15 protein-coding genes and 1 pseudogene are annotated in these 21501 nt (G+C 74.8%); 6 read left to right on the top strand and 10 right to left on the bottom strand.

All coding sequences use genetic code 11. The features are described from left to right. Positions 1 to 9 precede the first annotated feature (9 nt). The 4 genes from ACZ6KO_RS05200 to ACZ6KO_RS05185 form a co-directional block, all read right to left on the bottom strand. Entirely contained in the window at positions 10 to 1812 is a 1803-nt protein-coding gene (locus tag ACZ6KO_RS05200) for an AfsR/SARP family transcriptional regulator (RefSeq protein WP_469300151.1), read from the bottom strand. A 413-nt stretch (positions 1813 to 2225) separates the two neighbouring features. After that, positions 2226 to 5189 (bottom strand): helix-turn-helix transcriptional regulator, encoded by a 2964-nt coding sequence (locus ACZ6KO_RS05195; protein ID WP_469300149.1) that lies wholly within the window; start codon positions 5187 to 5189, stop codon positions 2226 to 2228. A 119-nt stretch (positions 5190 to 5308) separates the two neighbouring features. Continuing rightward, positions 5309 to 5509 carry a hypothetical protein gene (locus ACZ6KO_RS05190; RefSeq protein ID WP_469300147.1) on the bottom strand — a complete coding sequence of 67 codons (201 nt, stop codon included), beginning with the start codon at positions 5507 to 5509 and terminating at the stop codon, positions 5309 to 5311. A 146-nt stretch (positions 5510 to 5655) separates the two neighbouring features. Continuing rightward, positions 5656 to 8811 (bottom strand): type 2 lanthipeptide synthetase LanM family protein, encoded by a 3156-nt coding sequence (locus ACZ6KO_RS05185; protein ID WP_469300145.1) that lies wholly within the window; start codon positions 8809 to 8811, stop codon positions 5656 to 5658. A gap of 186 nt (positions 8812 to 8997) precedes the next feature. Between ACZ6KO_RS05185 and lanKC the strand changes: the two genes are divergently transcribed. Next, positions 8998 to 11628: a class III lanthionine synthetase LanKC gene (lanKC, locus tag ACZ6KO_RS05180; RefSeq protein ID WP_469300143.1), complete on the top strand. Its 2631-nt coding sequence runs from the start codon at positions 8998 to 9000 to the stop codon at positions 11626 to 11628. A gap of 361 nt (positions 11629 to 11989) precedes the next feature. Next, positions 11990 to 13291 carry an AI-2E family transporter gene (locus ACZ6KO_RS05175; protein WP_469300141.1) on the top strand — a complete coding sequence of 434 codons (1302 nt, stop codon included), beginning with the start codon at positions 11990 to 11992 and terminating at the stop codon, positions 13289 to 13291. 48 nt (positions 13292 to 13339) lie between these two features. On the opposite strand, the gene ACZ6KO_RS05170 is transcribed toward ACZ6KO_RS05175, so the two are convergent. The 5 genes from ACZ6KO_RS05170 to ACZ6KO_RS05150 all read right to left on the bottom strand — a co-directional run bounded on the left by ACZ6KO_RS05170 (position 13340) and on the right by ACZ6KO_RS05150 (position 16834). Then, entirely contained in the window at positions 13340 to 13663 is a 324-nt protein-coding gene (locus tag ACZ6KO_RS05170) for a plasmid stabilization protein (protein WP_469300138.1), read from the bottom strand. A gap of 40 nt (positions 13664 to 13703) precedes the next feature. Beyond that, positions 13704 to 14729, bottom strand: coding sequence for an NAD-dependent epimerase/dehydratase family protein (locus ACZ6KO_RS05165; protein WP_469300135.1), 1026 nt, complete (start codon positions 14727 to 14729; stop codon positions 13704 to 13706). Continuing rightward, on the bottom strand, positions 14726 to 15331 hold the full coding sequence (locus ACZ6KO_RS05160) for a hypothetical protein (RefSeq protein ID WP_469300133.1): 606 nt from the start codon (positions 15329 to 15331) through the stop codon (positions 14726 to 14728). The genes ACZ6KO_RS05165 and ACZ6KO_RS05160 overlap by 4 nt, the downstream gene beginning before the upstream one ends. A 248-nt stretch (positions 15332 to 15579) precedes the next feature. Continuing rightward, the gene (locus ACZ6KO_RS05155; RefSeq protein WP_469300131.1) at positions 15580 to 16260 is read right to left on the bottom strand and encodes an HAD family hydrolase; all 681 of its coding nucleotides are present in this window, start codon (positions 16258 to 16260) and stop codon (positions 15580 to 15582) included. A gap of 91 nt (positions 16261 to 16351) precedes the next feature. Further along, positions 16352 to 16834, bottom strand: coding sequence for a hemerythrin domain-containing protein (locus ACZ6KO_RS05150; protein ID WP_469300128.1), 483 nt, complete (start codon positions 16832 to 16834; stop codon positions 16352 to 16354). 221 nt (positions 16835 to 17055) lie between these two features. Between ACZ6KO_RS05150 and ACZ6KO_RS05145 the strand changes: the two genes are divergently transcribed. Both ACZ6KO_RS05145 and ACZ6KO_RS05140 read left to right on the top strand, forming a co-directional pair. After that, positions 17056 to 17211: a DUF6131 family protein gene (locus tag ACZ6KO_RS05145; RefSeq protein ID WP_469300124.1), complete on the top strand. Its 156-nt coding sequence runs from the start codon at positions 17056 to 17058 to the stop codon at positions 17209 to 17211. 84 nt (positions 17212 to 17295) lie between these two features. Further along, positions 17296 to 17646: pseudogene (locus ACZ6KO_RS05140) on the top strand (ATP-binding protein); the annotation flags it as partial. Between the two features lie 169 nt (positions 17647 to 17815). Here ACZ6KO_RS05140 and ACZ6KO_RS05135 read toward each other — a convergent pair. Further along, complete coding sequence (locus ACZ6KO_RS05135) at positions 17816 to 19933, bottom strand: PP2C family protein-serine/threonine phosphatase (protein WP_469300122.1); 2118 nt, start codon at positions 19931 to 19933, stop codon at positions 17816 to 17818. 495 nt (positions 19934 to 20428) lie between these two features. Here ACZ6KO_RS05135 and ACZ6KO_RS05130 point away from each other — a divergent pair, with 495 nt between their 5' ends. Beyond that, complete coding sequence (locus ACZ6KO_RS05130; protein WP_469300120.1) at positions 20429 to 20656, top strand: CbtB domain-containing protein; 228 nt, start codon at positions 20429 to 20431, stop codon at positions 20654 to 20656. 14 nt (positions 20657 to 20670) lie between these two features. Next, the gene (locus tag ACZ6KO_RS05125) at positions 20671 to 21495 is read left to right on the top strand and encodes a CbtA family protein (RefSeq protein WP_469300118.1); all 825 of its coding nucleotides are present in this window, start codon (positions 20671 to 20673) and stop codon (positions 21493 to 21495) included. The last annotated feature ends 6 nt before the right edge of the window (positions 21496 to 21501 follow it).

The raw sequence follows: 21501 nt of genomic DNA, 5'->3' as shown, positions 1-21501 counted from the left end.
CGGCACCGCTCAGCCCGAGGCAGGCACGGGGGCCGCGAGACCCGAGCCGCGCGCGTACAGCCGTATCAGGTGCGGCAGTTCGTACTGCGCCGCGTGCGCGGTGACCTCGCCGCAGGGCGACGTCACCATTCCGGCGTCGATGAGCGCCTCCACCACCCGTACGGCGTGCCGCTCGTCGCATCCGAGGGCCTCGGCCGCCTCGGTCAGGCCGAAGGGGCCCTCCCCCGTGCCCGCGGCCAGCCGTCCGGTGTCGCGGCCCCACTCCTTCGGCAGCGCCTCCCAGCCGTGGGCGAGCCACCGCCGGACGGACACGTCCCCGGAGGTCAGTTCGTCCAGCGCCCCCGCGGGGTCGGTGAGCCGGTCCGCGAACTCCCGCAGCGGCACGTGGCGGAGCACCGCGAGCCGCATCCCGCTCACCCGGACCGCCAGCGGCGACCCGCCGCAGGCGCGCACGATGCGCAGTGCGGCCTCCCGGTCGGCCCGCACCCGGCCCTGGCCGACGAGTCCCGTGAGCAGTTGCAGCGACTCGGCGGCACCGAGCGGAGGGACGCAGACCCGGTGCACGGGTGCCAGACCCCCCAGTTGTCCGCGCGCGGTGAGCAGCACACTGCCCCGTCCGCCGCACGGGAGCAGCGGTCGTACGGCGCGTTCGTCGGGCACGTCGTCCAGGATCACCAGGACGCGGTGCTCCGCCAGCCACTCCCGCCACGCCTCGGGCCCGGACAGCCCGACCTGGCCGGTCCGTTCACCGAGCTCCACGAGCACCGCCGACAGCGGGCGGGTACGGCCGTCCGCGTCGCGCAGGCGGACCCACAGCCGCCCGTCGGCGAACCGGGTGCCGAGCCGGTGGGCGGCGCGCACCGCCAGCGTGGTCTTGCCGGCCCCGGCGGGGCCCGACAGCAGCACGGTGCGGCCGGCCCCGTCCTCCTCCAAGAGGTCGATGAGGTACCGCAGTTCCTCGCCGTGTCCGGTGAAGTCGACGAGGTCGGGCGGCAGAGCGGCCGGCGGCCGGGCGGCCACGGCCGCCCCGGCCCGGTCGTCGCCCGCGAGGACCGTCCGGTACCGGGCCGCCATGGCGGCGCTCGGCTCCAGGCCCAGTTCCCGGGCGAGGAGCTGCCGGTAGTCGTCGTACGCCGCGAGCGCCTCGGCCTGCCGGCCGGACCCGCTCAGCGCGCACATCCAGGCGGACCGGAGCCGCTCCCGCAGCGGATGCCGCTCCACCAGGTCCCGCAACCCCTCGACCACGGCCGGCGCGCCGCCCAGCTCCAGCTCCGCCTCCGCCCAGCTCTCGTACGCCGTCAGATGGCGCAGCTCCAGCCGCTCGGCCTCCTCGGCCAGCCGGGGCGACTGCCGCAGATCGTCGCCCAGCGGTGGCCCCTGCCACAGATCGAGGGCCTGGCGCAGCAGTCGGGCGGCCGGGCGGGAGCCCTCCCCCTCGGCGGCCCGCACCAGGGAGCGGAACCGCAGGAGGTCGAGCTCGTCCTCCGCCACGCGCAGCACGTATCCGCCACCGGTGTGGGTGAGCCGCGGCCGGTCCCGGTCGTCGTCCCCGAGCAGCCCGCGCAAGGCACTCACGTACACCTGGAGGTTCTTGCGGGCGGTGCGCGGGGGCTCCTGCGGCCAGACCGTGTCGGTCAACGCGTCGACGGACAGCGGGCTGTTGGCGGAGCCGAGCAGGGCCGCCAGCACGATGCGCTGCTTCAGCGGGCCGAGGGCCAGTGCCCGGTCGTCCCGGTGGACGGTGAGCGGGCCGAGGACGGAGAACCTGAGCGTGCCGGATGGCGCTGCGGGCTGCGCGAACGGACGCGGCATCGAGCGAACCTCCGTGGGGTGACGGGAGTGGGTCGGTCCACTCGATGGTCCGCGGCCCGTACCCGTCCCACATCGGTGCCGGGCCCGCACAGTCGTGCCGCCCGTGACCGTGTCATGGGGGACCGGGCCCCATGGAGACGGGGACGTCCCCCATGGAGACGGGGGCATCCCCCATCCCGGCCCTCACCGGGCCCCGCGAGCGCGGCCTGCGGACCGGGACGAGCGGATGTCCACGGGACGCGGGACCGGTGACTAGTGCCGTGGCCGGAAAGGTTTGCCGGGTCGCGGTTTCCGGTGCGGTGCATCGCAAGGCGGAGGGCCGCGGCTCGTACTGGACGTACTTGCGTGGTCCGACAACGCGGCGAGGTGCCGTGCTGGGGGCCGTGACACGGTGAACCTTTCCGGTCACGGCACTAGACGTCCGCGTGCTCCGCCGACAGGGCGCACAGGGCCGAGCGGTCCGCGGAGCCGGTCTTGGCCATGAGACTGGCCATGTGCTTCTCCACCGTCCGGGGCGAGATGCACAGGCTCTGGGCGATCTGCTGGTTGCCGGGCCGCTGCGCCAGCAGCACGAACACCTCGTACTCACGCGGCGTGACGCCCGCGGTGCGCAGGCCCGCGGGGATCCGCTCCCGGCCGCCCCGGCGCTGCGGGACACTGAGCCCGGCCTGCCGCAGGGCGGCCCGGCAGGCCCCGGCCACCGGCGGTACGCCCGCCTCGTGGAAGTACTCCTCGGCGGTCCGCAGCCAGGCGACCGGGTCACCCCAGGAGTCGGCGAGCGCCGCCTCGGCGGTCAGTCGCAGGGCGAGGTGCCACGCCTGCGGAAACACCGTCGCCGCCCGGCCGGCCCGCTCCACGGCGCGCCGCGCACCGGCCGCGTCGCCGTCCCGGCCGCGGAGCACCGCGTCCGCCATGCCGAGGAACATCCGGTTCCAGGCCAGCTGCCCGCCCGGCGAGGCCAGCGCCTCCCGGTACGCCCGGGGGCCGGCGTCCTCGCCGTCGAGGACCCGTAACAGGGGGCCGAGCCCGTAGCGGCCGCTGAGGTAGAAGAAGCTCGGGTGTTCCCGCTCCCACGCCAGCGCCGCTTCGAGCTCGGCCTTCGCCCGTTCCCGGTCCTCGCCCATCAGCGCGCCCACGGCCTGGCACAGTCCGCGCTGCAGGGGCACGAGCATGGACTCCTCGCCACCCGCCCGGCGGAACCTCACCAGGGCTCGTTCCTGCTCGCGGAACCGCCCCTGGTGGGCGGCGAGCGTGGCATCGACGAGGAGCAGATAGCGGTGCGTCGACAGGTTCTGGAGGCGGGCGCTGGCTGCCACCGACCGCTCGACGATCCCCCGGGCCCGGTCCCACCGTCCGCCCAGCACGCTCTGCATGGCGAGCAGCCCGTCGACGGACTGGAGCAGGGCCAGCGAACCGAGTTCGTGAGCGGCCGTACGGGCGGACTCCAGACCGGTCGCCTCACCGGTCCGCATGAACGCGTTGGTGCCCAGCCGCACCAGTGCCTCGGCCCGGTACACCGCGAGCCGGTGCTCCTCGGCGACCGCGAGCATCCGTTCCAGGCAGGCGTCGGCCTCGTCGAACCCGCGCTCCCGGGACAGCGTGGCCAGCAGCTGCCATGCCTGGCAGGCCACCACGGGCCGGCCGCGTTGCTCCGCGGTGAGCGCGGCCCACCGGGCGGAACGTTCCGCCTCTTCGAGCCGCTCGCGGCGGTCCTCGCCGCCCCGGTCCACCGGGCCGGGCCCCTCGCCCCGGCCGTCCCGCTCCGGCAGCAGCGCGAGATGGCCCTCGACCACCGCGAGCGCCGCCTCCTGCTCCGGGCGCGGGGCGGCCCCGAGCAGGGCGCGGGCCGCCCGGATCCGGCGACACGCCTCCTCCTGCTGCTCCGCCATGGTCGCGACCCACGCGACCTGCGTGTGCGCCTGGGCCCGTTCCTCCGCGGCGCGTGACCCGGCGGGTGTCGGCGGAAGGTCGTCGAGCAGCGCGGCCGCCTCGTCGAGCCGCCCGGACTCGGCCTGTGCGATCGCCAGTTGCACCGTGATCTCGTCGCGCTCCTCGTCGGCCGCGAGCCCCCGGGCGCGCTCCAGCAGCACGGCGGCCGAGCCCGACGCACCGGCGTCCAGCATCTGCCGGCCGACCTGGGCGAACTGCCGGGACGCCGCCACCTTGTCGCCCGCCGCCAGCCGTAAGGTGGCCACCAACTGGCGCTGATCATCGCCTAGTTCGGCGGCCGACTCCTCGATGGCCGAGGCCGCGCGCCGGGCCAGCGCGGCCTGCTCGGCGGGCGGCAGCGAGGCCCTGAGCGCGTCCGCCGTCAGGACGTGCCGGAAGGTGTAGTGGTCGTGGGCGGCTCCGTCCGGGGCGATGATCCCCACCTCGGAGGCCGACCGGAGGTGGGCGAACAGCGCCCGGTCGTCGAGTCCGGTCACCGCTCTGAGCGCCCCGACGGAGAACCGGCCGCCGAGCGTCGCCGCGACGAGCAGCAACGCGCGCACCGGTTCGTCGAGCCGGTCCAGCCGGCGCGCCCAACTGCGGACCGCCCCCGTCGGTACCGTCGCCTCGCCGTGCTCCGCGAGCTGCCACCCGCCGTCGGCCCTGCTCAGCCGTCCCGTTTCCAGCAGGTCGGCGAGGAGCACCTCCACCAGGTACGGGTTCCCGCACGCCCACTGCGAGAGGTGCCGGTGCGCGGCCGGCGGCACCTCACCCGGTCCGACGTCCAGACACGCGGCCGCCATGTCCCGTACGGCGGCCTCGTCCAGCGGCCCCAGCTCCCTCGGCACCGCGGTGTTGCGCAGCTCGGCGGCGAGCGCGACGTCCAGCGCCGGGCCGGGGTCGGGCCGGAGCGTGCCGACCAGGAGGACCGGCAGCTCCGCCACGTTGTCGACGACGTATTCGACGACCGCGATCGTCTCGGTGTCGGAGTCGTGCAGGTCCTCCAGCAGGATCACGCAGCCCCGCTCGCGGCCGAGCACCGCCAGCAGCCTGAGCAATGCCTCGGCCAGTTCGACCAGCGAGATCGCGTATCCGGGCGCGACCGTGTCGGCCCGCCACTCCGGCACGAGGCCGGCCAACGCGGGCCGGTAGGGGTGGAGTTCCGGGTCGTCCGGAACACCCGCGGCCCGGAACCGTGAGGACAGCGCCTCGGCCAGGGGCCGGAAGGGCACGACGAGCCCGGTGGACGTGGCGCGGCCGCGCAGCACCGGCATGTCCCGGTCGTAGGCGCGCAAGGCGCACTCGCCGGCCAGCCGGGACTTGCCGATCCCCGCCTCGCCGACGAGGAACACCGCCCGTCCGGCGCCCTTCCTGACGCTCTCCAGGGCCTCGTCCAGCAGCCGGATCTCGGCGTCCCGCCCCACGATGACCGACGACGTCGCTCGCATGGGCGCAGGCTACTTGATCCTTTTCATGCACGGCAGAGGGCCGGGGGAACCCCCGGCCTCCGCTCGATCCGTCAAGCGTCATCCCGGTCACATCACCGGGAGACGTGCCCGGCCTCCCCTCAGAACAGCGTGAGGGAGCCGGTGGTGAAGGGCATGTCCACGGAGGCCGCGGTGTCGGAGTCCGAGGTCCTGAGCAGTCGGCTGCGCAGTCCCAGCGTCCCGCCCGTCCCGAACGTCACCTCGCCGACCGGGTGGTCGTGGGCCGCGGTGTCCGCGGCGGCGCTGCCGTCGACGTACCTGACCGAGTTGTTGATCTGCATGGTCGTCGTCCGTTCGTCGTATCCGCAGGGGTGGTGGTGCTGAGCGGTGCGGTGGTGCGGGGGTGCGGTGCAGCAGTGGTGCGGTGTGCGGTCGGGGTGCTCCTGCTCCGTGCCGGAACACCTCGGACGGCGGCTGTACGCGATGCCTAGCCGGACGTCCGCAGGAGGAGCAGGGACGGCACGCGCTCCGGGAACCCCGCCCGGAGGAGTCCGTGCCCGATCCCCGCCAGCCCGGTCAGCAGGCCGGGATGCGCGACCCCGTCCGGGGCGCCGCTGCGGCCGCCGGTCTCCTCGACGGACGCGAGCAGTGCTCCGGTCCGGCGGATCCAGTGCGGGCGCTGCTCCGGTGCCGCGCTGTGGCCCAGGAGTTCGCACAGTCCGGCCTCGCCGTGGCACAGGCTGTCGTCGGGAGCCCGCCCGTCCCGGCCCAGCCCTTCGACGGTCCTGCGGGACCAGGCCGCGAGGTACGGGTCGTCCAGGGCGCCGGGTGCGTCCAGAACCGCGAGCGCGATGCCGGCGCGCCCCCGGCACCAGGCCGAGTCCCGGGCCCCGTCCTCGGGCCCGCCGGCGGGTGGGTGCACGGAGGCTCGCCCGTGACCGGCCGGACCCCGGCCGCCGTCCGGCTCCCCGGCCACGGCCGCCCGCAGCGCGGACAGGCCCGCGAGCCGGTACCGCTCGCTGTCCTCGGCCGCCCCGCCCCCGGACCCGGCGGTGGCCCCGGCCTCGGCGAACCGCAGCAGGGCCCAGCCGACTCCGGCGGCCCCCGTCGTGAAGCCCCGCCCGCCGGCCGTGGGGTCGGCGGCGATCAACCGGTCCGCGCAGGCCCGCGCGTCCCGCCAGATCTCCCGCCCCTCGTCCCCGGCATCGGCCCCGGCATCGGCTCCCGCCCCGGACCCGGCCCGGTGGGCGGCCAGCAGGGCGACCAGCCCGCCCGCGACACCCGCACCCACCCCGTACTCCCCCTCGGACCGTGCCGCCGCGCCCGCCAGCCGCAGCATGGCGGACGCCCAGGTGCCGATCTCCGGATCGTCCAGCAGCCGTGCCGTCTCGGCGAGCGCGTACACGATGCCACCGAGGCCGGAAAACGCCCCCGAACCCACCGCGCGGAGGTCCGCGGGCCGGCCGCGCAGCGCGTCGAGCAGCCCGGGCACCGGCGCCAGGGCCGTACGGGCCACCTCCGCGTAGTGTCCGGCTCCGGTGAGCGCCGCCAGTTGGGCCAGGAACAGGGCCGGTCCGGTGTACCCGCCGGCCAGGTCGGCCGGCATCGGGCCGATCCGCCAGTAGCGGTCGGCCAGGAGCTCCAGGCCGATCCAGTTGCTGCGCGGTCCGTCGCGGTACGCGCGGGAGACCAGCCGGTCCCCGACGGACCGGGCCGCCGACAGCAGCCGCTCCGGCTCCGGGGCGCGCTCCGCGGTACGGGTGCGCCGGTTCCCGGCGGGCCGGTGCACGGGCGCCCTGGAGGCCGTCGCCATCGCGGCCCGCACGATCCACTCCTGGTCCTGGCGGTCGACCGGGTCCAGGGCGGCGAGCCGCGCGGTGACCCGGGCGATCCCCGACAGGTCCGTACGGCCGGCCAGGGGCCGCTCCGGTGTGCCCCACAGGCGGTCCCCGCCCGGACGGGCGGTGAACAGCGGGACGTCCCCCGCCCAGAGCTGGGCGATCTCCTCGTCCACCACGGCGGGCGCGGGGACCGTCCCGAGCACGTCGGTCCGCAGGGTCTCCAGAACCCGCTGCCGCTCGCCCGCGTCCTTCAGCAGATCGGGGTGCGTCGACTCGTCGAGCAGTGTGCTGTACACCCAGGTGGGACGTACCACCACCCGTACTTCGTCCTCGGCGAACGCCTTCAACAAGGCCGTCTCCTGCAACAGTTCCTCCCTGGCCGCGGCGATGGCCGTGTACCCGGCGCGGAATCCGGCGCAGAGCGCCTCGATGTGGGCGGCCGGCTCGACGGGAGCGCCGTCCGCGCGGCGCGGCCGGTTGGCGGACTCACCGAACGTCCCCGCCCTGCGCACCAGGCGCATCCGGTCGGTGCCCGCGTCCGCCCAGTCCGCCCGGACGACGGGCGACACCGCCGCGCTGCCGCCGCCGACCGCGGACACGTCCAGGGCGCTGTCGTCGCCCACCAGCAGTTGGGGCAGCAACCCGACCCGGTACACCGAGCCATGGAGTGCGCGGGCGGCGGGGTCCTCCGTGGCGGTGCCCACCGGCGGCGGGTGGAACAGGGTCTCCACGTCGACCAGTACCGGGTGGGCGCCGGCGGCGATCAGGTTCTCGTGGTGCAGGTCGGTCCCGTCGATCAGGTGCAGCAGCGACAGCAGCGCGCCCTGGCGGCGGTAGAACGTCTCGACCTCCGCGGCGCAGGAGCAGGGCCGCGCGGCGACGAACTCCACCCACCCGTAGTCGCCCCGGTCGAGCAGCCGCAGCGTACGGAGGTCCACGGCGCCGGGCAGCCCGTTGAACCAGGCGACGAGGTCGTTGAAGTGGCCGTGCGCGGAGAGCGGCCGTGGCTTGTACACCAGCCGGGTCCCGTCGGCGAAGCGCAGCAGCATCACGCTGCGCCCGCCCCGGTGCCCGTCGCCGGCGCCCGGCTCGACACCCACGAGCCGCCCCGGTCCCCCGGCGCCCCCCTCCAGGAGACCGGCGGCCAGCCGGTCGTGGTCGTCCGCCAGCCGCTCCAGTGCCTCGGCGACGGCGTCCGCCGCGTCGAGCGCCATCCGCCCCAGGATCCGCGCCAGCACCGGCCGGCCGGCCAGCAGGGCCGCCAGACCGCGCCGGGACGCGACGCGCCCCAGGAAGTCCCGGAACCGGGCCCGCGGGTCGTCCCCGTCGAGCCGCCCGGCGCACCGCGCCTCGTACAGCTCCAGCACCAGTGTCCGTGCCGCTGCCCGGGCCAGCCTGCCGCCGAGGTGCCGCTCCAGGTCGTCCCGAACGGCGGCCATGTCCACGAGCCGGCGCGCCCGCCCCGACACGCCCCGCTCCAGCCGCTCCCCCGCGCAGACGGTGAACGGCCGCAGCACCCACGCGAATCCGCTCAGCCCCGGATGGTCCCGCTCGGGTGCCACGGCCTCCTCGGGCGCGGCGGACAGCGCCTCTTCGGCGAACGCCGCCCAGTCCGGCCGCCCTTCACCCCCGCAGCCGCCGACGAGCCCGGCCCCCCACCACCGCTCGACCGCCGACAGCGGGACCCCGGCCCGCCCCCGCCCCGCCACCATCGCAGCTCCTCGCCCCCGGCCCCACCGCTCCGTGCCACGCCCGATCCTGGTACGGGGGGTGCCTCGCCCGCATGGGGGAGAGTCCCCCATGTTTTCTCGAGCCGGCCTCGAGTCGGCATCGAGCCGGCCTCGAGCCACCCGACATCGAGTACGCGCACTCCGGCGAAACGGTGGGATACCGGCCGTATGCCGCCGCCGAACCGTTTCCATACCCGCCCGTCCTAGCGTCCGGCACGACCGTTGTGGCCGCCCGCCCCCACCCCGTGAGGAGATCCCGTGCTCGAAGGCTTCGGTGAGGCGCTCGCGGACCGGGACTACTACCTGCCGCTGCCCAGCGTGGCCGACCCCGGGCCGCGCTTCGTTCCCGGCGAGGTGCCGCCGGGCGTGCACGGCACCGCCCAGGGCATCTGGACGCTCTGGGGCGGTCCGCGGACCGGGCTCGCCGAGCAGGGCTGGAAGATCCACGTGTCGGCGCGGCTGGACCGGGCGCAGCACGTGCTCGACACGGTCTCCGGGATCTGCTTCTCCGAAGGTGTGCCGTTCAAGCACGTGAGCGCCCGGCTCTTCTTCCTGTTCCTCCATCACAAGCACGCCGGGCGGGCCCAGGCGGGCAAGTTCTGCGCCGTCTACCCGCCGGACCCGGCCACCGCCCGCCGGCTGCTGGAACGCCTGCGCGACGCGCTCGACGGGGAGGAGGGGCCGTACGTCCTCACCGACCGGCGCTTTCGCGACTCGCGGACGGTCCACTACCGGTACGGCTCCTTCGGTGCCCGCAGCCGGCTGCGGGCCGACGGCACCCGGGAGGGGCTGGTCCGCGACGGCTCCGGCCGCGAGGTCGTGGACCTGCGGCTGCCCGCCTTCCACCTGCCCGCGGGGATCGCGGACCCCTTCGTCGAGCACGAGGAGCGGCCGCACGCGGGTCCGATCCTGATCCGCGACTACGAGGTGACCCGCGCGGTGCGCCTGAGCAACGCCGGCGGCGCCTACCTGGCCCGGGACCGGCGGACCGGCCGCACCGTCTTCCTCAAGGAGGCCCGCGCCCACAACGGCCTGGTCTTCGACGGTACCGACGCGCAGGCGCGGCTGCGGCACGAGTTCCGCGTGCTGCGCGAGCTGCACGCGGCAGCCCCCGGGGTGGGGCCGGAGCCGCTGGAGCACTTCACGGAGTGGGAGCACGACTTCCTCGTCACCGAGTACGTCGAGGGGCAGCCGCTGGTGGGCTGGCTGAGCAGGTCCTCCCCGCTGGCCCGCGCCGACCGCACGGACGGGTCCGTCGCCGCGTACTACGAGGCCTGCCGGCGGCTGCTGGCCGCGCTGGACGCCTCGCTGAGGCGGCTGCACGCCGCCGGCTACCGGTTCGGTGACCTCAGCCTGGGCAATGTGCTGGTCACGCCGTCGGGCGGGGTCCGGCTGGTGGACTTCGAGGCGGCCACGGCGCTGACCGCGCCGCCCTGCGCGATGGGCACCCCGGGGTTCACGCCACCGCCCGGCCGGACCGGGGCCGACACCGCCGACACCGATCCACTGCTCCAGGACCGGTACGGCATGTCGGCGGTCGCGCTCGCCTTCCTGGCGCCGTTCCACGAGATCGCCGAACACGCGCCCGCCAACCTCGCACTGCTGCGCCGCGACCTGGCGGACGTGGCTCCGCCGCAGGACCTGTGGCAGCGTGCGACCGCCTTCCACCTGACGGAGGACGGGGCGCGGGACCAGGACGGTCCCGGCCGCCTCCCCTCCCCCGCCGAGCTGGACACCGATCCGCGCGGCTGCCTCACCCGGCTGGCCGCGGAGGTGACCGCGGGGCTGCTGGAGATGGCCGACGCCGACCGGCCGGAGTGGGCCTTCCCGCCCTCGCCCGAGGCGTTCCGGACCAACAACGTGTGCCTGGCGCACGGCACGGCCGGGGTGGTGCACGCCCTGCACCGCGCCGGGGCCGCGGTGCCGGAGGAGATCCGCGAACGGCTGCGCCGCGACGCGCTGGCGCTGCGCGACGCGCTGCCCCCCGGACTGCTCGTCGGCTCGGCCGGCATCGCCCGGGTACTGGCCGGCCTCGGTCTGCTGGACGAGGCCGTCGACCTGCTGCGGGACGCCGACGGCCATCCGCTCACCGCCTCCTGCGGCACGCTGGCCGGCGGGCGGGCCGGCGTCGGCCTGGGCTGGCTCGCCCTGTACCGGCTGACCGGGGAGAACGGCCACCTGGAGCGGGCCGCGGCGGCGGGGGAAAGCCTGCTGCGCACCCCCGACCTGCCGGCCACCCTCGGCGAGCACGATGCCCGTGGCCTGCTGCACGGCCGCTCGGGACCCGCCCTCTTCCTCCACCGCCTGGCCCGCGAGACCGGCGAGGCCCGCTGCCTGGAGGCGGGCCGCCTGCTGCTCCACCAGGAGCTGGACCGGACCTTCGCACTGGACGACGGCGCCCTGTCCGTCTCCGACGACGCCCGGCTCACCCGCGCCATGCCGTACCTGGCCACGGGCGCGGCCGGTGTCGCGGCGGTGCTCACCCGCTACGTCGCCACCGCCCCCGACGAGCGCTGCGCCGCGGCGCTGCCGAGGCTGGTCGCCGGCATCCGGGTCTCGTGCGCCACGAAGGAGGCGGGCCTGTACCGGGGGCTGGCCGGACTGACCTGGTTCCTGACCGGGCACGCCGAGCTCACCGGTACGGACGCCGCCCGCCGGGACGCCGTACGCGCCGCGACCGGCCTGCTGAAGTACGCCGTCCCCCACCGGCGCGGGGTCCGTTTCCTCGGAGCGGGTTCGCAGCGGTTCACCGCCGACCTGTCCAGTGGCGGGGCCGGTGTCCTGCTGGCCCTGCACCGCCTGCTGGCCGGCCCGCTCCTGCCGGAGCCCCGCCCCGCGCGTGCCCTGGTCCCGGCCGCCGCCGGAGGGGACCGGGCGGGCGTCCCCTGAACGCCTGGGCACGGCGGCGGGCAGCCCCGTGCCGAGGTTCGCAGTGACCGACCGACACCACCCCGAGAAGAATGCGGAGAGCATCCATGAGCCAGATCCTCGCGCTCCAGACACTGGACACCGAGCCGGAGGCCCATTCGGCGCCCCCGTGCTTCAGCGTCGCCTGGAGCATCAGCGACTTCCCCTTCCCCGACCCGATGTAACGAGCCGGCACCCGGAAGGGCCGGGACAGGTGGTCCCACCACCGGTCCCGGCCCGGTGCGTTCGGATCCGGCGCCCCGGCCCGACGAACGCCGGCCCGACCGTCTGATCACCGTGAAACGGGGGCAGACGGTCAGGAGGGGCGGAGGAAGGTTCGAGGATGCCGTGGATCCGTGACCTGTCCGAGCGGGCGAAGGCCGGCGTGACCGCGCTCGTTGAGCGGCGTGCGCGGGCTCTGGCCCGCCGCGACGCCGAGGAGGCGCGCGACGCCGAGGAGGCGGCCGAGCGGGACCGGACGGCGCGGGTCCGCCCGGCCCGGGCCCGGGACCGCGCGGCGGGACCCGCCGGCGCGGTGCCCTGGGGCATGCGGGTCGCGGCCGAGATCGCCTGGCGGTTCCTGGTGCTCGCCGCCGCCGTGTGGGTCGTGATGCGGGTGATCGGCTCCGTCCGGCTGGTCGCGCTGGCCTTCGTCGCCGCGCTGCTGATCACCGCACTGCTCCAGCCGACGGTCGCCCGCCTGCACCGCCGGGGACTCCCGAGGGGACTGGCCACCGCCGTCACGGCGCTGTGCGGGTTCCTCGCGCTCGGGCTGACCGGCTGGTTCGTCGTATGGCAGGTGCTCGAGAATCTGGACAGCCTGTCCGAACGGCTTCAGGAAGGCATCGCGGAACTGAAGCGGTGGCTCCTCGACAGCCCGTTCCACGTGACCGAGCAGCAGATCAACGACATCACCGAGCGTCTGAGCGACGCGATCGGCAGCAGCGCCAGCGAGATCACCTCGACCGGCCTCCAGGGCGTGGGCGTCCTGGTGGAGGTCATCACCGGCCTGCTCCTGGCGATGTTCGTCACGCTCTGCCTGCTGTACGACGGCAGGCGGGTCTGGGAGTGGACGCTGCGGCTGGTGCCGGCCGCCGTACGGCCCCGGGTCGCCGGAGCGGGCACGCCGGCCTGGCGCACGCTCACGGCCTACATACGCGGGACGCTGGTCGTCGCGCTGATCGACGCGGTGTTCATCGGGCTCGGGATCTACTTCCTCGGGGTGCCGCTCGCCGTCCCCCTCGCCGTGGTGATCTTCCTGGCCTCGTTCGTACCGCTGATCGGCGCGATCGCCTCCGGGGCGCTCGCCGTCATCGTCGCGCTGGTCACCCGGGGCGTCTTCACCGCGCTGATGTGCCTGCTGGTGGTGCTCCTCGTCCAGCAGATCGAGGGGCACGTCCTACAACCGTTCATCCTGGGGCGGGCGGTCCGGATCCATCCGCTGGCCGTGGCGCTGTCCGTCGCCACCGGCGGGCTCGTCGCCGGTATCGGCGGAGCGGTCGTCGCCGTCCCGCTGGTGGCCGTCGCCAACACGGTGATCGTGCACCTGCGGGCCCACGCGGGCGAGGACGGGGGGCCACCCCCGGAACCGGAGGAGGCGGCCGGGCGGGCCGGGCCACCGGAGCGGCCCGACGGCCCGGAGTGAACCCCGGGACGGCGGACCGGGAGCGCTGTGCGTCAGTGGCGAGAGACATCAGTGGCCGAGAGCCCGCTTGAGTTCCGCCTTGTCCATCTTCGAGCGGCCCTCGATGTTGCGCTGTCTGGCTTCGTTGTAGAGCTGTTCCTTTGTGGGGCCCTGGGAGCCGCTGTGCGAGCGTAGGCCTCCGCGCCTGCCGGAGGACATGTCCTGCAGCGACGACCGGCTTGCGGTCTTCGACTCCCCGGCCCGGGCGCGCTCCTTGTTGACCGTACGGGCGGCGATCTCCTTGGCCCGCTCGGTGGACTCGCCGCGCTGCTCGGCGGACTCCTTGATGTGCTCGTACTGCCGTTCCCGCTTGGGGGACGAACCTCTGGGCATCGGAAACCTCTCTCCTTCCCTCCGGTGGCGTCGGTGGTCCTTACCGGCCCGCGCCGCCGGCTGCCGCCCCGGCGAGCGGCGGGGTGTCGAGTCCGGCCCCGCGGCGGAGGCCTTCGAGGAAGGCCTCCACCGCTTCCGTGGCCGTGCGCGAGGGGACCCAGCCGAGTTCGTCGCGGGCCCGGCCGGCGTCGAGGAGCGGCAGGCGCAGGAAGGCGTCCAGCAGGCCCGGGTCGGCGGGGGCCACGTGCAGGCGCCAGGCCGCGGCCAGGGCGGCGCGGGCCGCTCCGGCAGGCACCGGTACCGTCCGCGCGTCGAGCAGGTGGGCCACGGCCGCGGTGTCCAGCACCGGGTCGGCGACCAGGTTGAACGGCCCGCGGACGGGCCGTACCACCGCGGCCCGGTAGGCCGCGGCGGCGTCATCGGTGTGCAGGGCCTGGAACCGGAGTCCCGCGATGTCCGGCAGCGCGGGGATGAGCCCGGGCCGTACGAGTCGCCGGGGCAGCAGCGGTCCGGCGAAGATCCGGTGCTGCTCGGACGCCGAGGCCGCCTTGAACAGGAAGCCCGGCCGCATCCGCACCACCCGCATGTGCGGGTGGGTCAGTTGGTAGCCGTCGAGATACCGCTCCAGGTAGGCCTTCTCCCGGGTGTAGGCGGCACCGGGCCAGCCGTGGGTGGGCCAGGACTCGTCGACGGGACGGCCGTCGGCCGGGCCCGGCGAGTACGCGCCGATCGAGGAGGCGTGCACCAGGGCGTGGACCCCGGCGGCGGCGCAGGCCTCGAAGACGCGGATGCCGCCGAGCACGTTGGTGCGCCAGGTCTCCACGGGGTCGTGCGTGGGCTGGAACTTCCAGGCCAGGTGCACGACCGCGGCCGTGCCCGCGAACAGCTCGGTCAGGTCGGCCCCGCCGGGGTCGATGTCGGCGGCCGCCCAGCGCACGCCCGGGACGTCGAGCCCGGGAAGGCGGCGGGCGACGCCGAGGACGTCCGTAACCATCGGGTCCGCCGCCAGGGCACGGACCACGCTCGTCCCCGCGTTGCCGGTGGCGCCGGTCACCACGACCCTCATGACGCCCACCCCGCCCTGTGGAACGGGTGGCGCACCCGGTCGTGCCGCGCGGCCCCGGCCTCGTGCAGGGCCGCACGGGCGTCCGGAGCGAAGGTCCGGTCCACGGCCGCCAGCCGCATGCCTTCCAGCTGACGGATCTGGCGCTCGGCCCGGGCCGCCAGCCGGTCGACGGCCGCGGAATCGATGCGGTCGTCGGTACGGGCGACGTTCGCCAGGGTGCGCCACAGGGCGAGCTTGCCCTCCACCCCGAGGCGGAGCGCCTCCAGCTCCAGGACGTCGCTGAGCGGGGAGCGGGAGATCAGCCGGCCGTTGGGTTTGACCCGGCCCACCTTCTCGGCGAGCCGGACCACCACGTTGCGCGCCCTCTTCACGCGCACGTCGAGGGCGACCATGATCTCCACCAGGCTTTCGCGGTCCTCGGCGATCTCGTCCGCCAGCTCCTCCAGACGTGGCCCGGCCGCTGCACCGTGATGGACCCGGGCCATCCGGCGGACCAGGGCGATCCCGCCCGCGGAGCCCGCGTAGTGGTCGTTGAGGTAGATGCCGAGCAGTCGTCGCGGCCCGGGAGGCAACGACCCGGAACGGTCGGATTCGGAGGACATGTCACCAGCTCCCATCGGAACAGGGTGTGCGAGGTCAGGGTCACCGGGCCCCGGGCCACGGCGGCAGCCGCGCGCGTCGGTGCTCGGGGGCCGCTCCGCCCACAGGGGGCGAGGGCCGGCTCCGTCCTCCCGCGCCTTCCCCGATCGGCGGCGGGGAAACGGCGGAGACGGCGAGGGTGGCCCCGCAGGACGAGGAGGAGTGCGGACGTACGGGGGCCCGGGCGGCCCGGTCCGCGCCGACGAGCCCGCTACGTCCCGGCGTCCCTGGACACCCGGGTGAAGGGGCTGCTGTCGAGGTGGTGCAGGAGGTCGGCGGTATGCCGGTACACGGCGCCGGCGCCCGCGTCCTCGAGGTCGCGGCGCGGGATCCCGCCGCTGAGGAGGCCCACCGCCACGACGCCGGCCCGGGTGGCGGCCTTCATGTCCCACACCGTGTCGCCGACGAAGACGGCGTCGTGCGCGGCCGCACCGGCGAGCCCGAGCGCGTGGGCCACCGGGTCCGGCGCGGGTTTGCCCTCCGGGACGTCCTGGGCACTCACGGTCGCGGTGATGGCGTCGTCGGCCGCGACGGCCCGCCGCAGCGCGCCGAGCTCACTGCTCCCGGCGGAGGTCACGAGGACGACCCTCCAGCCCCGTCGGTCGAGCTCGCGCAGCAGGTCGGCGGCCCGGTCCAGGCAGGGCAGCCGTTCGAAGTAGGTGCCGTACAGCGTGTCGTGCGCCGCGCCGAGGGCCTCGTCCTCGCTGGTGTCGCGGTCGTCGCCGAGGAGGTACTGGAGCAGGCCCTCGCTCGGCAGGCCGAGGGCACGGTGGATGTCGTGCATGGCGACGGTGTGGCCGGCTTGCCGCAGCGCCTCCCACCAGCACGTGACGTGCAGGTGGTTGGTGTCGGCGAGGGTCCCGTCGACGTCGAAGAGGGCTGCGCGGTTCATGTGCGCCTCCACCATGGGTCGGGACCGTGACCGCCGTTCGTCGTGGCGTGGCGCCCGGGCGCTCCGGAGCGGGCTCCGCGCGAAGGGGCGCCTACCCGCCGACGATGCTCCGGACGTTCTCGATGCTGCCGCAGCCGGACGCCAGCCGCTTCTCGCGTTCCCGCAGGAACGCGGCGCCCAGCTCGGCCCGGCGCTCGTCGGGGACGCTCTCCCGGGCGCCGTTGAGGATCGTCCGCTCCTCCTCGTCCACGTGGTGGGTCACCGCCTCGACCAGGTCCTCCAGTCGCGCCTCCCACGCGTCGGAGCCGACCTCGTCCACCTCCAGCAGGGCCAGCAACGCCTCGTTGCCCTCGGCGTGTTCCTTCTCCCCGTGCTCCACTTCCTCGTTGTCGACGCCCTTGAACCGCTTGAGCGCACCGTAGACCTCGGCCTCCTCGGCCTCACCGTGCGCGATGAGCAGGGCCGAGAACTGTTCCAGCGCCTTCGCCCGGTCGGCCTCGACGCTCCGCATGCGGCGGAACAGCTCCTCCATGGTGCGGTGGTCCTCGAGGATCACCTCGACCACGTCCGCCATACCCCTCGCCTCCTCGATCCGATGTGCCACGCGCGCCGGCACCGGCACAGGCACAGGCACCGAACGCGTCGGCATACGGCGGCTGCCCCCACCAGGGCCCTTCATGCGGAGCGGATCTGCGCGATCCCCGTTAAAGGAGAGGAAGGAGGGTAGACGCCGTCCGCGGCACCACGTCGGAAAATCTCGTTCCGATGGAATGCGCCGCAGGATAGAGGGACATCATGCTCATCCTCGGAGTCATCTTGTTGATCATCGGCTGGCTGACTGGCATCAGCATCCTCTGGACCATCGGCATCATCCTGATCGTGGTCGGTGCGATCCTGTGGATCCTGGGGTCGGTGGGGCACGCCGTCGGCGGCCGCCGCCACTACTGGTGAGGGTGCGGGGGGCCCGTCCAGTGGGTGACGGGATGGGCCGCTCCGCGTCTCCCACCTGGCTTTCTGCATCAGCGGAGGCGCGTGATGGACGAGCGCCGTTCACCGGAGCGGAGCCGGGTCCTGGTGCTCGGCTCCGACGACGAGCACGTCGTCACCCGGTGCCGGGACTTCGCCCAGCGGGCCCTGACCCATTGGGAATGGCTGCCCGCTCCGGAACCCCACGCCGGGGCGGCCGCCGAGGACGTCCTGCTGCTGGTGTCCGAGCTGGTGACCAACGCCCTTCTGCACGGCGGCGGCCCGAGTTCCGTCCTGCTCCGGCGCACCGGTGACGGCTTGCGCGTCGAGGTGACCGACCGCGGCCCGGCCCTCCCGGTGCTCCAGCCCCGTCCGCATCCCGCCCGGCCCGGCGGGCACGGGCTGCTCATCGTCGACCGGCTGGCGCGGCGCTGGGGTGCGGAGCCCCTGGTCGGCGGCAAGCGGGTCTGGCTGGAGGTCTCCGCACCCCGGAGGGCCGTGGAGGCCCGGGACGAGGCAGCCGCAGCCGCAGCCGCACGGTCGACGACAACGCCCGCCGCGGCGTGGGGCGGTACCGGCTCCACACCTCTCAAGGGTCCGCGGGTACGTGGATGTCCAGGACGCAGATGTCGTCGTCGTGGCGCGTCCGAGCCGCGGCGAGCGTGCGGGCGAGGGTCTCGTCGTGCCCGTCCCGGACGAGGCCGAGGGCGACGGCAGCGAAGCGGGTGAGGCCCTCCTCGATGTCCTCACCGGCGTCCTCGACCAGGCCGTCCGTGTAGAGCAGGAGGTGGTCGCCGGGCACGAGATCGATCACGGCCTCCGCGTACGCCGCATCGAAGGACGCGCCGAGGAGGCAGCCTTCGGGCTGGGAGAGGAACTGCGCCTCGCCGCCGCGGATCAGAAGGGGCGGCAGATGCCCGGCGCGGACCCAGCTCAGGCGCCCGTCGTCGGGCTGGTAGCGGGCCATGACCATGGTCGCGGTGGCGCCGTCCGCGTCCGTGGCGGTGTGGAGCAGCAGGGCGTTGAGACGGTTCAGAACGGCCGGCAGTCTGGAACCCGTCACGGCCATGCCCTTGGCGGTGAACCGGAGCTGCGCCATCGTGCCGACGGCGGGCAGCCCGTGGCCGGCGACGTCTCCGACCACGAAGAGGGCACAGCCGTCGGGGAGTTGAATGGCGCTGTACCAGTCGCCTCCCACGCTCGACACCGTGTCTGAGGGCAGGTAGGCGATCTCGACGCGCAGCCCGGCCAGTTCCAGGGACTGCTCGGGAATGGGCAGCAGGGTCTCTCGGAGCCGGTCGGCGAGGGCCCGTTCGGCCCGGAGCATGCCGCGCTGGACCAGGTTGGCGCGTTCGCTCTCCTGCAGTGCGATTTCGGCGCCGCGCTGGGCGGTGAGGTTCTGGACGAAGCCGTGCACCTCGACCGGTGTGCCGTGCGCGTCCGGTTCGGCCTCGGCGACGATCCTCAGGTGGCGTACGCCGTCCGGGGTGGTGATCCGGAACGGCTGGTCGACGGGCTCCCCGTCGGAGATCAGCCGCTGGACCGCCGCGCGGAGCCTCGGCACGTCGTCGGGCAGCAGCTGGCCCGGGAGTTCCTCCAGGCTGACGGGGCCCAGTGCGGGGTCCCGGCCGAAGACGGTATAGACCTGATCCGACCAGGTGATCCTGCCGGTCGCAAGGTTCCAGCCCGCCCAGCCGAGGTCACCCAGGCGCTGCAGGTCCGCGAGCCTGCGAGCCTCGCGCTCATCGGTGTCGTGGCGAATCCAGGACACCACCAGCCGGTCCCCGAGCCGTGACGCCCGTACCGAGTAGACGGACTCGCGCGGCACTCCCGCGAGCGTCTCCTCATAGGTGAAGGGATCTCCTTCGTAGAGCCTCCCGGTCGCCAGGGCGTCCAGGTATCCGCGCCACAGGTCGCTGCCGGCCACCGTGGGGTACGTTTCAAGGACCCTGCGGCCCACCAGCTCCGCGCCGCGCCGCCCCGCCACGTCGACCGATTCCGCTGCCGCCGCGTCGATCCGGAAGTCCTCCACGGTCCCGTCCGTGGCGCGCAGGGGCGTCAGGAGCACGGCCGGGCACGGCAGGACATCGAGAACCGGCTGGATCGCCGCGACGGTGCCGTTCTCGTCCGTCATGACCGGCCCGGCCGAGCCTGCGCCCCGGGTGCCCAACGCCCCGCCGCAGATCTGGACCGTCCTGCGAAGGATGCTTCGTGTTGCTGCGGCGAACGGGCCCGGGCGGGTCCGGAAGAACCCGATCACGGTGGTCGCCGGGTGCTTCGAGAGCACCGGAATCCACGCCCGGGACGGCCACTGCCCCGGGTGGGCCCCGAGCGGCGGACAGCGCTCGGCGTCAGGAGCCACCAGCCACACCGGCCGTTCCTCCGCCAGGGCCTCCAGCGCCGCGCCCCCGTCGGCGGGCGGTACGTGGCTCCACCGCTCGGCCGAGAACCCGTCGATGCCGGCGTGCCCGATCAGGTCCAGGCTCCCGGCGGCGCCGCGGTAGTAGATCACGACGGCGCCCACGTGCTCGGTGTCGCTCAACGCGCCCCGCACGAGCTCCGCCACCTCGTCCGGAGTGCGCGCCCCCGTCATCGCGGAGCCGGCCTCCGGGTCCTCGGCCCCGGCCCGTAGGCCGGCTGCCACCTTCGCCAGGGCGAGCACCTCGGAGGCAGCGCTGCCGACCGGTCCCACGGCCTCGTCCTCCATACATCGAGCATGCCACCCCCGCGGGGCCGCAGCCGCGCGCCACCGCGATCACCAGGTCCGGAGCGTGCCCGGAGGGTCGGACGTGCCGGTGCGAGCGGCTGCCGGCCGAGGCCGGCCGTACGGCGCCGCACCTCGGCCGGCCGACCCCGCAAGCTCGCCGCGGCGCTGCTCGGCCGACCGTTGGGCGCGCGGCCGGAGGCCCTGTACCTACTCGGACGTCCCACTACAGCGTCCGTCCCGTCTCGCGCCCCGGAACACTCCTTGTGATCAGCGACTCATCCGCTTGGTCCGACAGCACGTCGGGCTGTAGCGTCACGCCGACATCTGCACATAGCGACGACGGCGAGACGGAAGTCCGGTGTGAATCCGGCATGGTCGCGCCACTGTGTGCTGCGACGGCGCCCCTTCCGGGGGTGTCGGCGCGGCGAGTCAGACCCGAGGACCGTCGTCCCGCACCACCACATGGGACGCGTTGTTCCCCGAGGAGGTTCCACCATGGCCGAGGCCGTCGCTTCCGCTGCCATACCCGCCCCCGCTCTCTCGCCGTCGGCTCCGCTGCCCGTCAAGGCCGTCCTGCCCTGGGCGCTGTTCGTCGGCCTGCTGATGCTCGTGGCCCTGTACTTCGTCGGCGCCGAGCAGGGCGCCACCTCCGTGTTCTCCGGCGAGGGCGTGCACGAGTGGGTGCACGACGGCCGTCACCTGCTCGGCTTCCCCTGCCACTGAGAGGCGCGCCCATCATGTACGCCTCCACTGTCAGAGGTCTGCTGGTCCGCGGCATGGTCGCGGGCCTGATCGCCGGCCTGTTCGCCTTCGCCGTCGCCTACGTGGTCGGTGAGCCCCCGGTCCGCGGCTCCATCGCCGTCGAAGAGGCCCTGGCCGCCCAGGAAGCCGCCCCCGCGGCCGGCCACGCCGGTCACGGCGGCGCCCCCGCCGCGGCCGAGGAAGAGGAAGAACTCGTCAGCCGCCCCGTCCAGTCCACCGTCGGCCTCGCCACCGGTGTCCTGGTCTACGGGGTAGCGCTGGGCGGCATCGCCTCCCTCGCGTTCTCCTTCGCCCTCGGCCGCGTCGGCGGCTTCAGCGCCCGGGCCACCGCCGCCCTCACCGCGGCGGGCGCGTTCGCCCTGGTCTACCTGGTGCCGTTCCTGAAGTACCCGGCCACCCCGCCGGCGGTCGGCAACCCGGACACCATCGGGCAGCGCACCACGCTGTTCTTCCTGATGATCCTGCTCAGCGTCCTGCTCGGCGTCGGCGCGATCATCCTCGGGCGTCGGCTGGCACCCCGCCTGGGCAACTGGAACGCCACGCTCACGGCCGGTGTCGCCTTCGTCGTCGCCACCGCGCTGGCCTTCCTGGTCCTCCCGGACAACACCGATGCCGTCAAGCCCGAGTTCCCCGCCGCCCTGCTGTGGGAGTTCCGGGTCGCCTCCCTCGCCGTTCAGGTCGTCCTGTGGGCCGTGTTCGCAGTCGTCTTCGGCGTCCTCGCCCAGCGGCTCCTGGCCCACCGCACCGACCCGGCCGGTGCGCAGGCCACGACCCCGCAGCCGGCGTCGGCCCTCGGCTGACTCCCA

It is taken from the genome of Streptomyces sp. NPDC042102, from assembly GCF_055582305.1.
The sequence above is the reverse complement of the archived record's forward strand: the minus strand, read 5'-3'. Positions and strand labels throughout refer to the sequence as shown.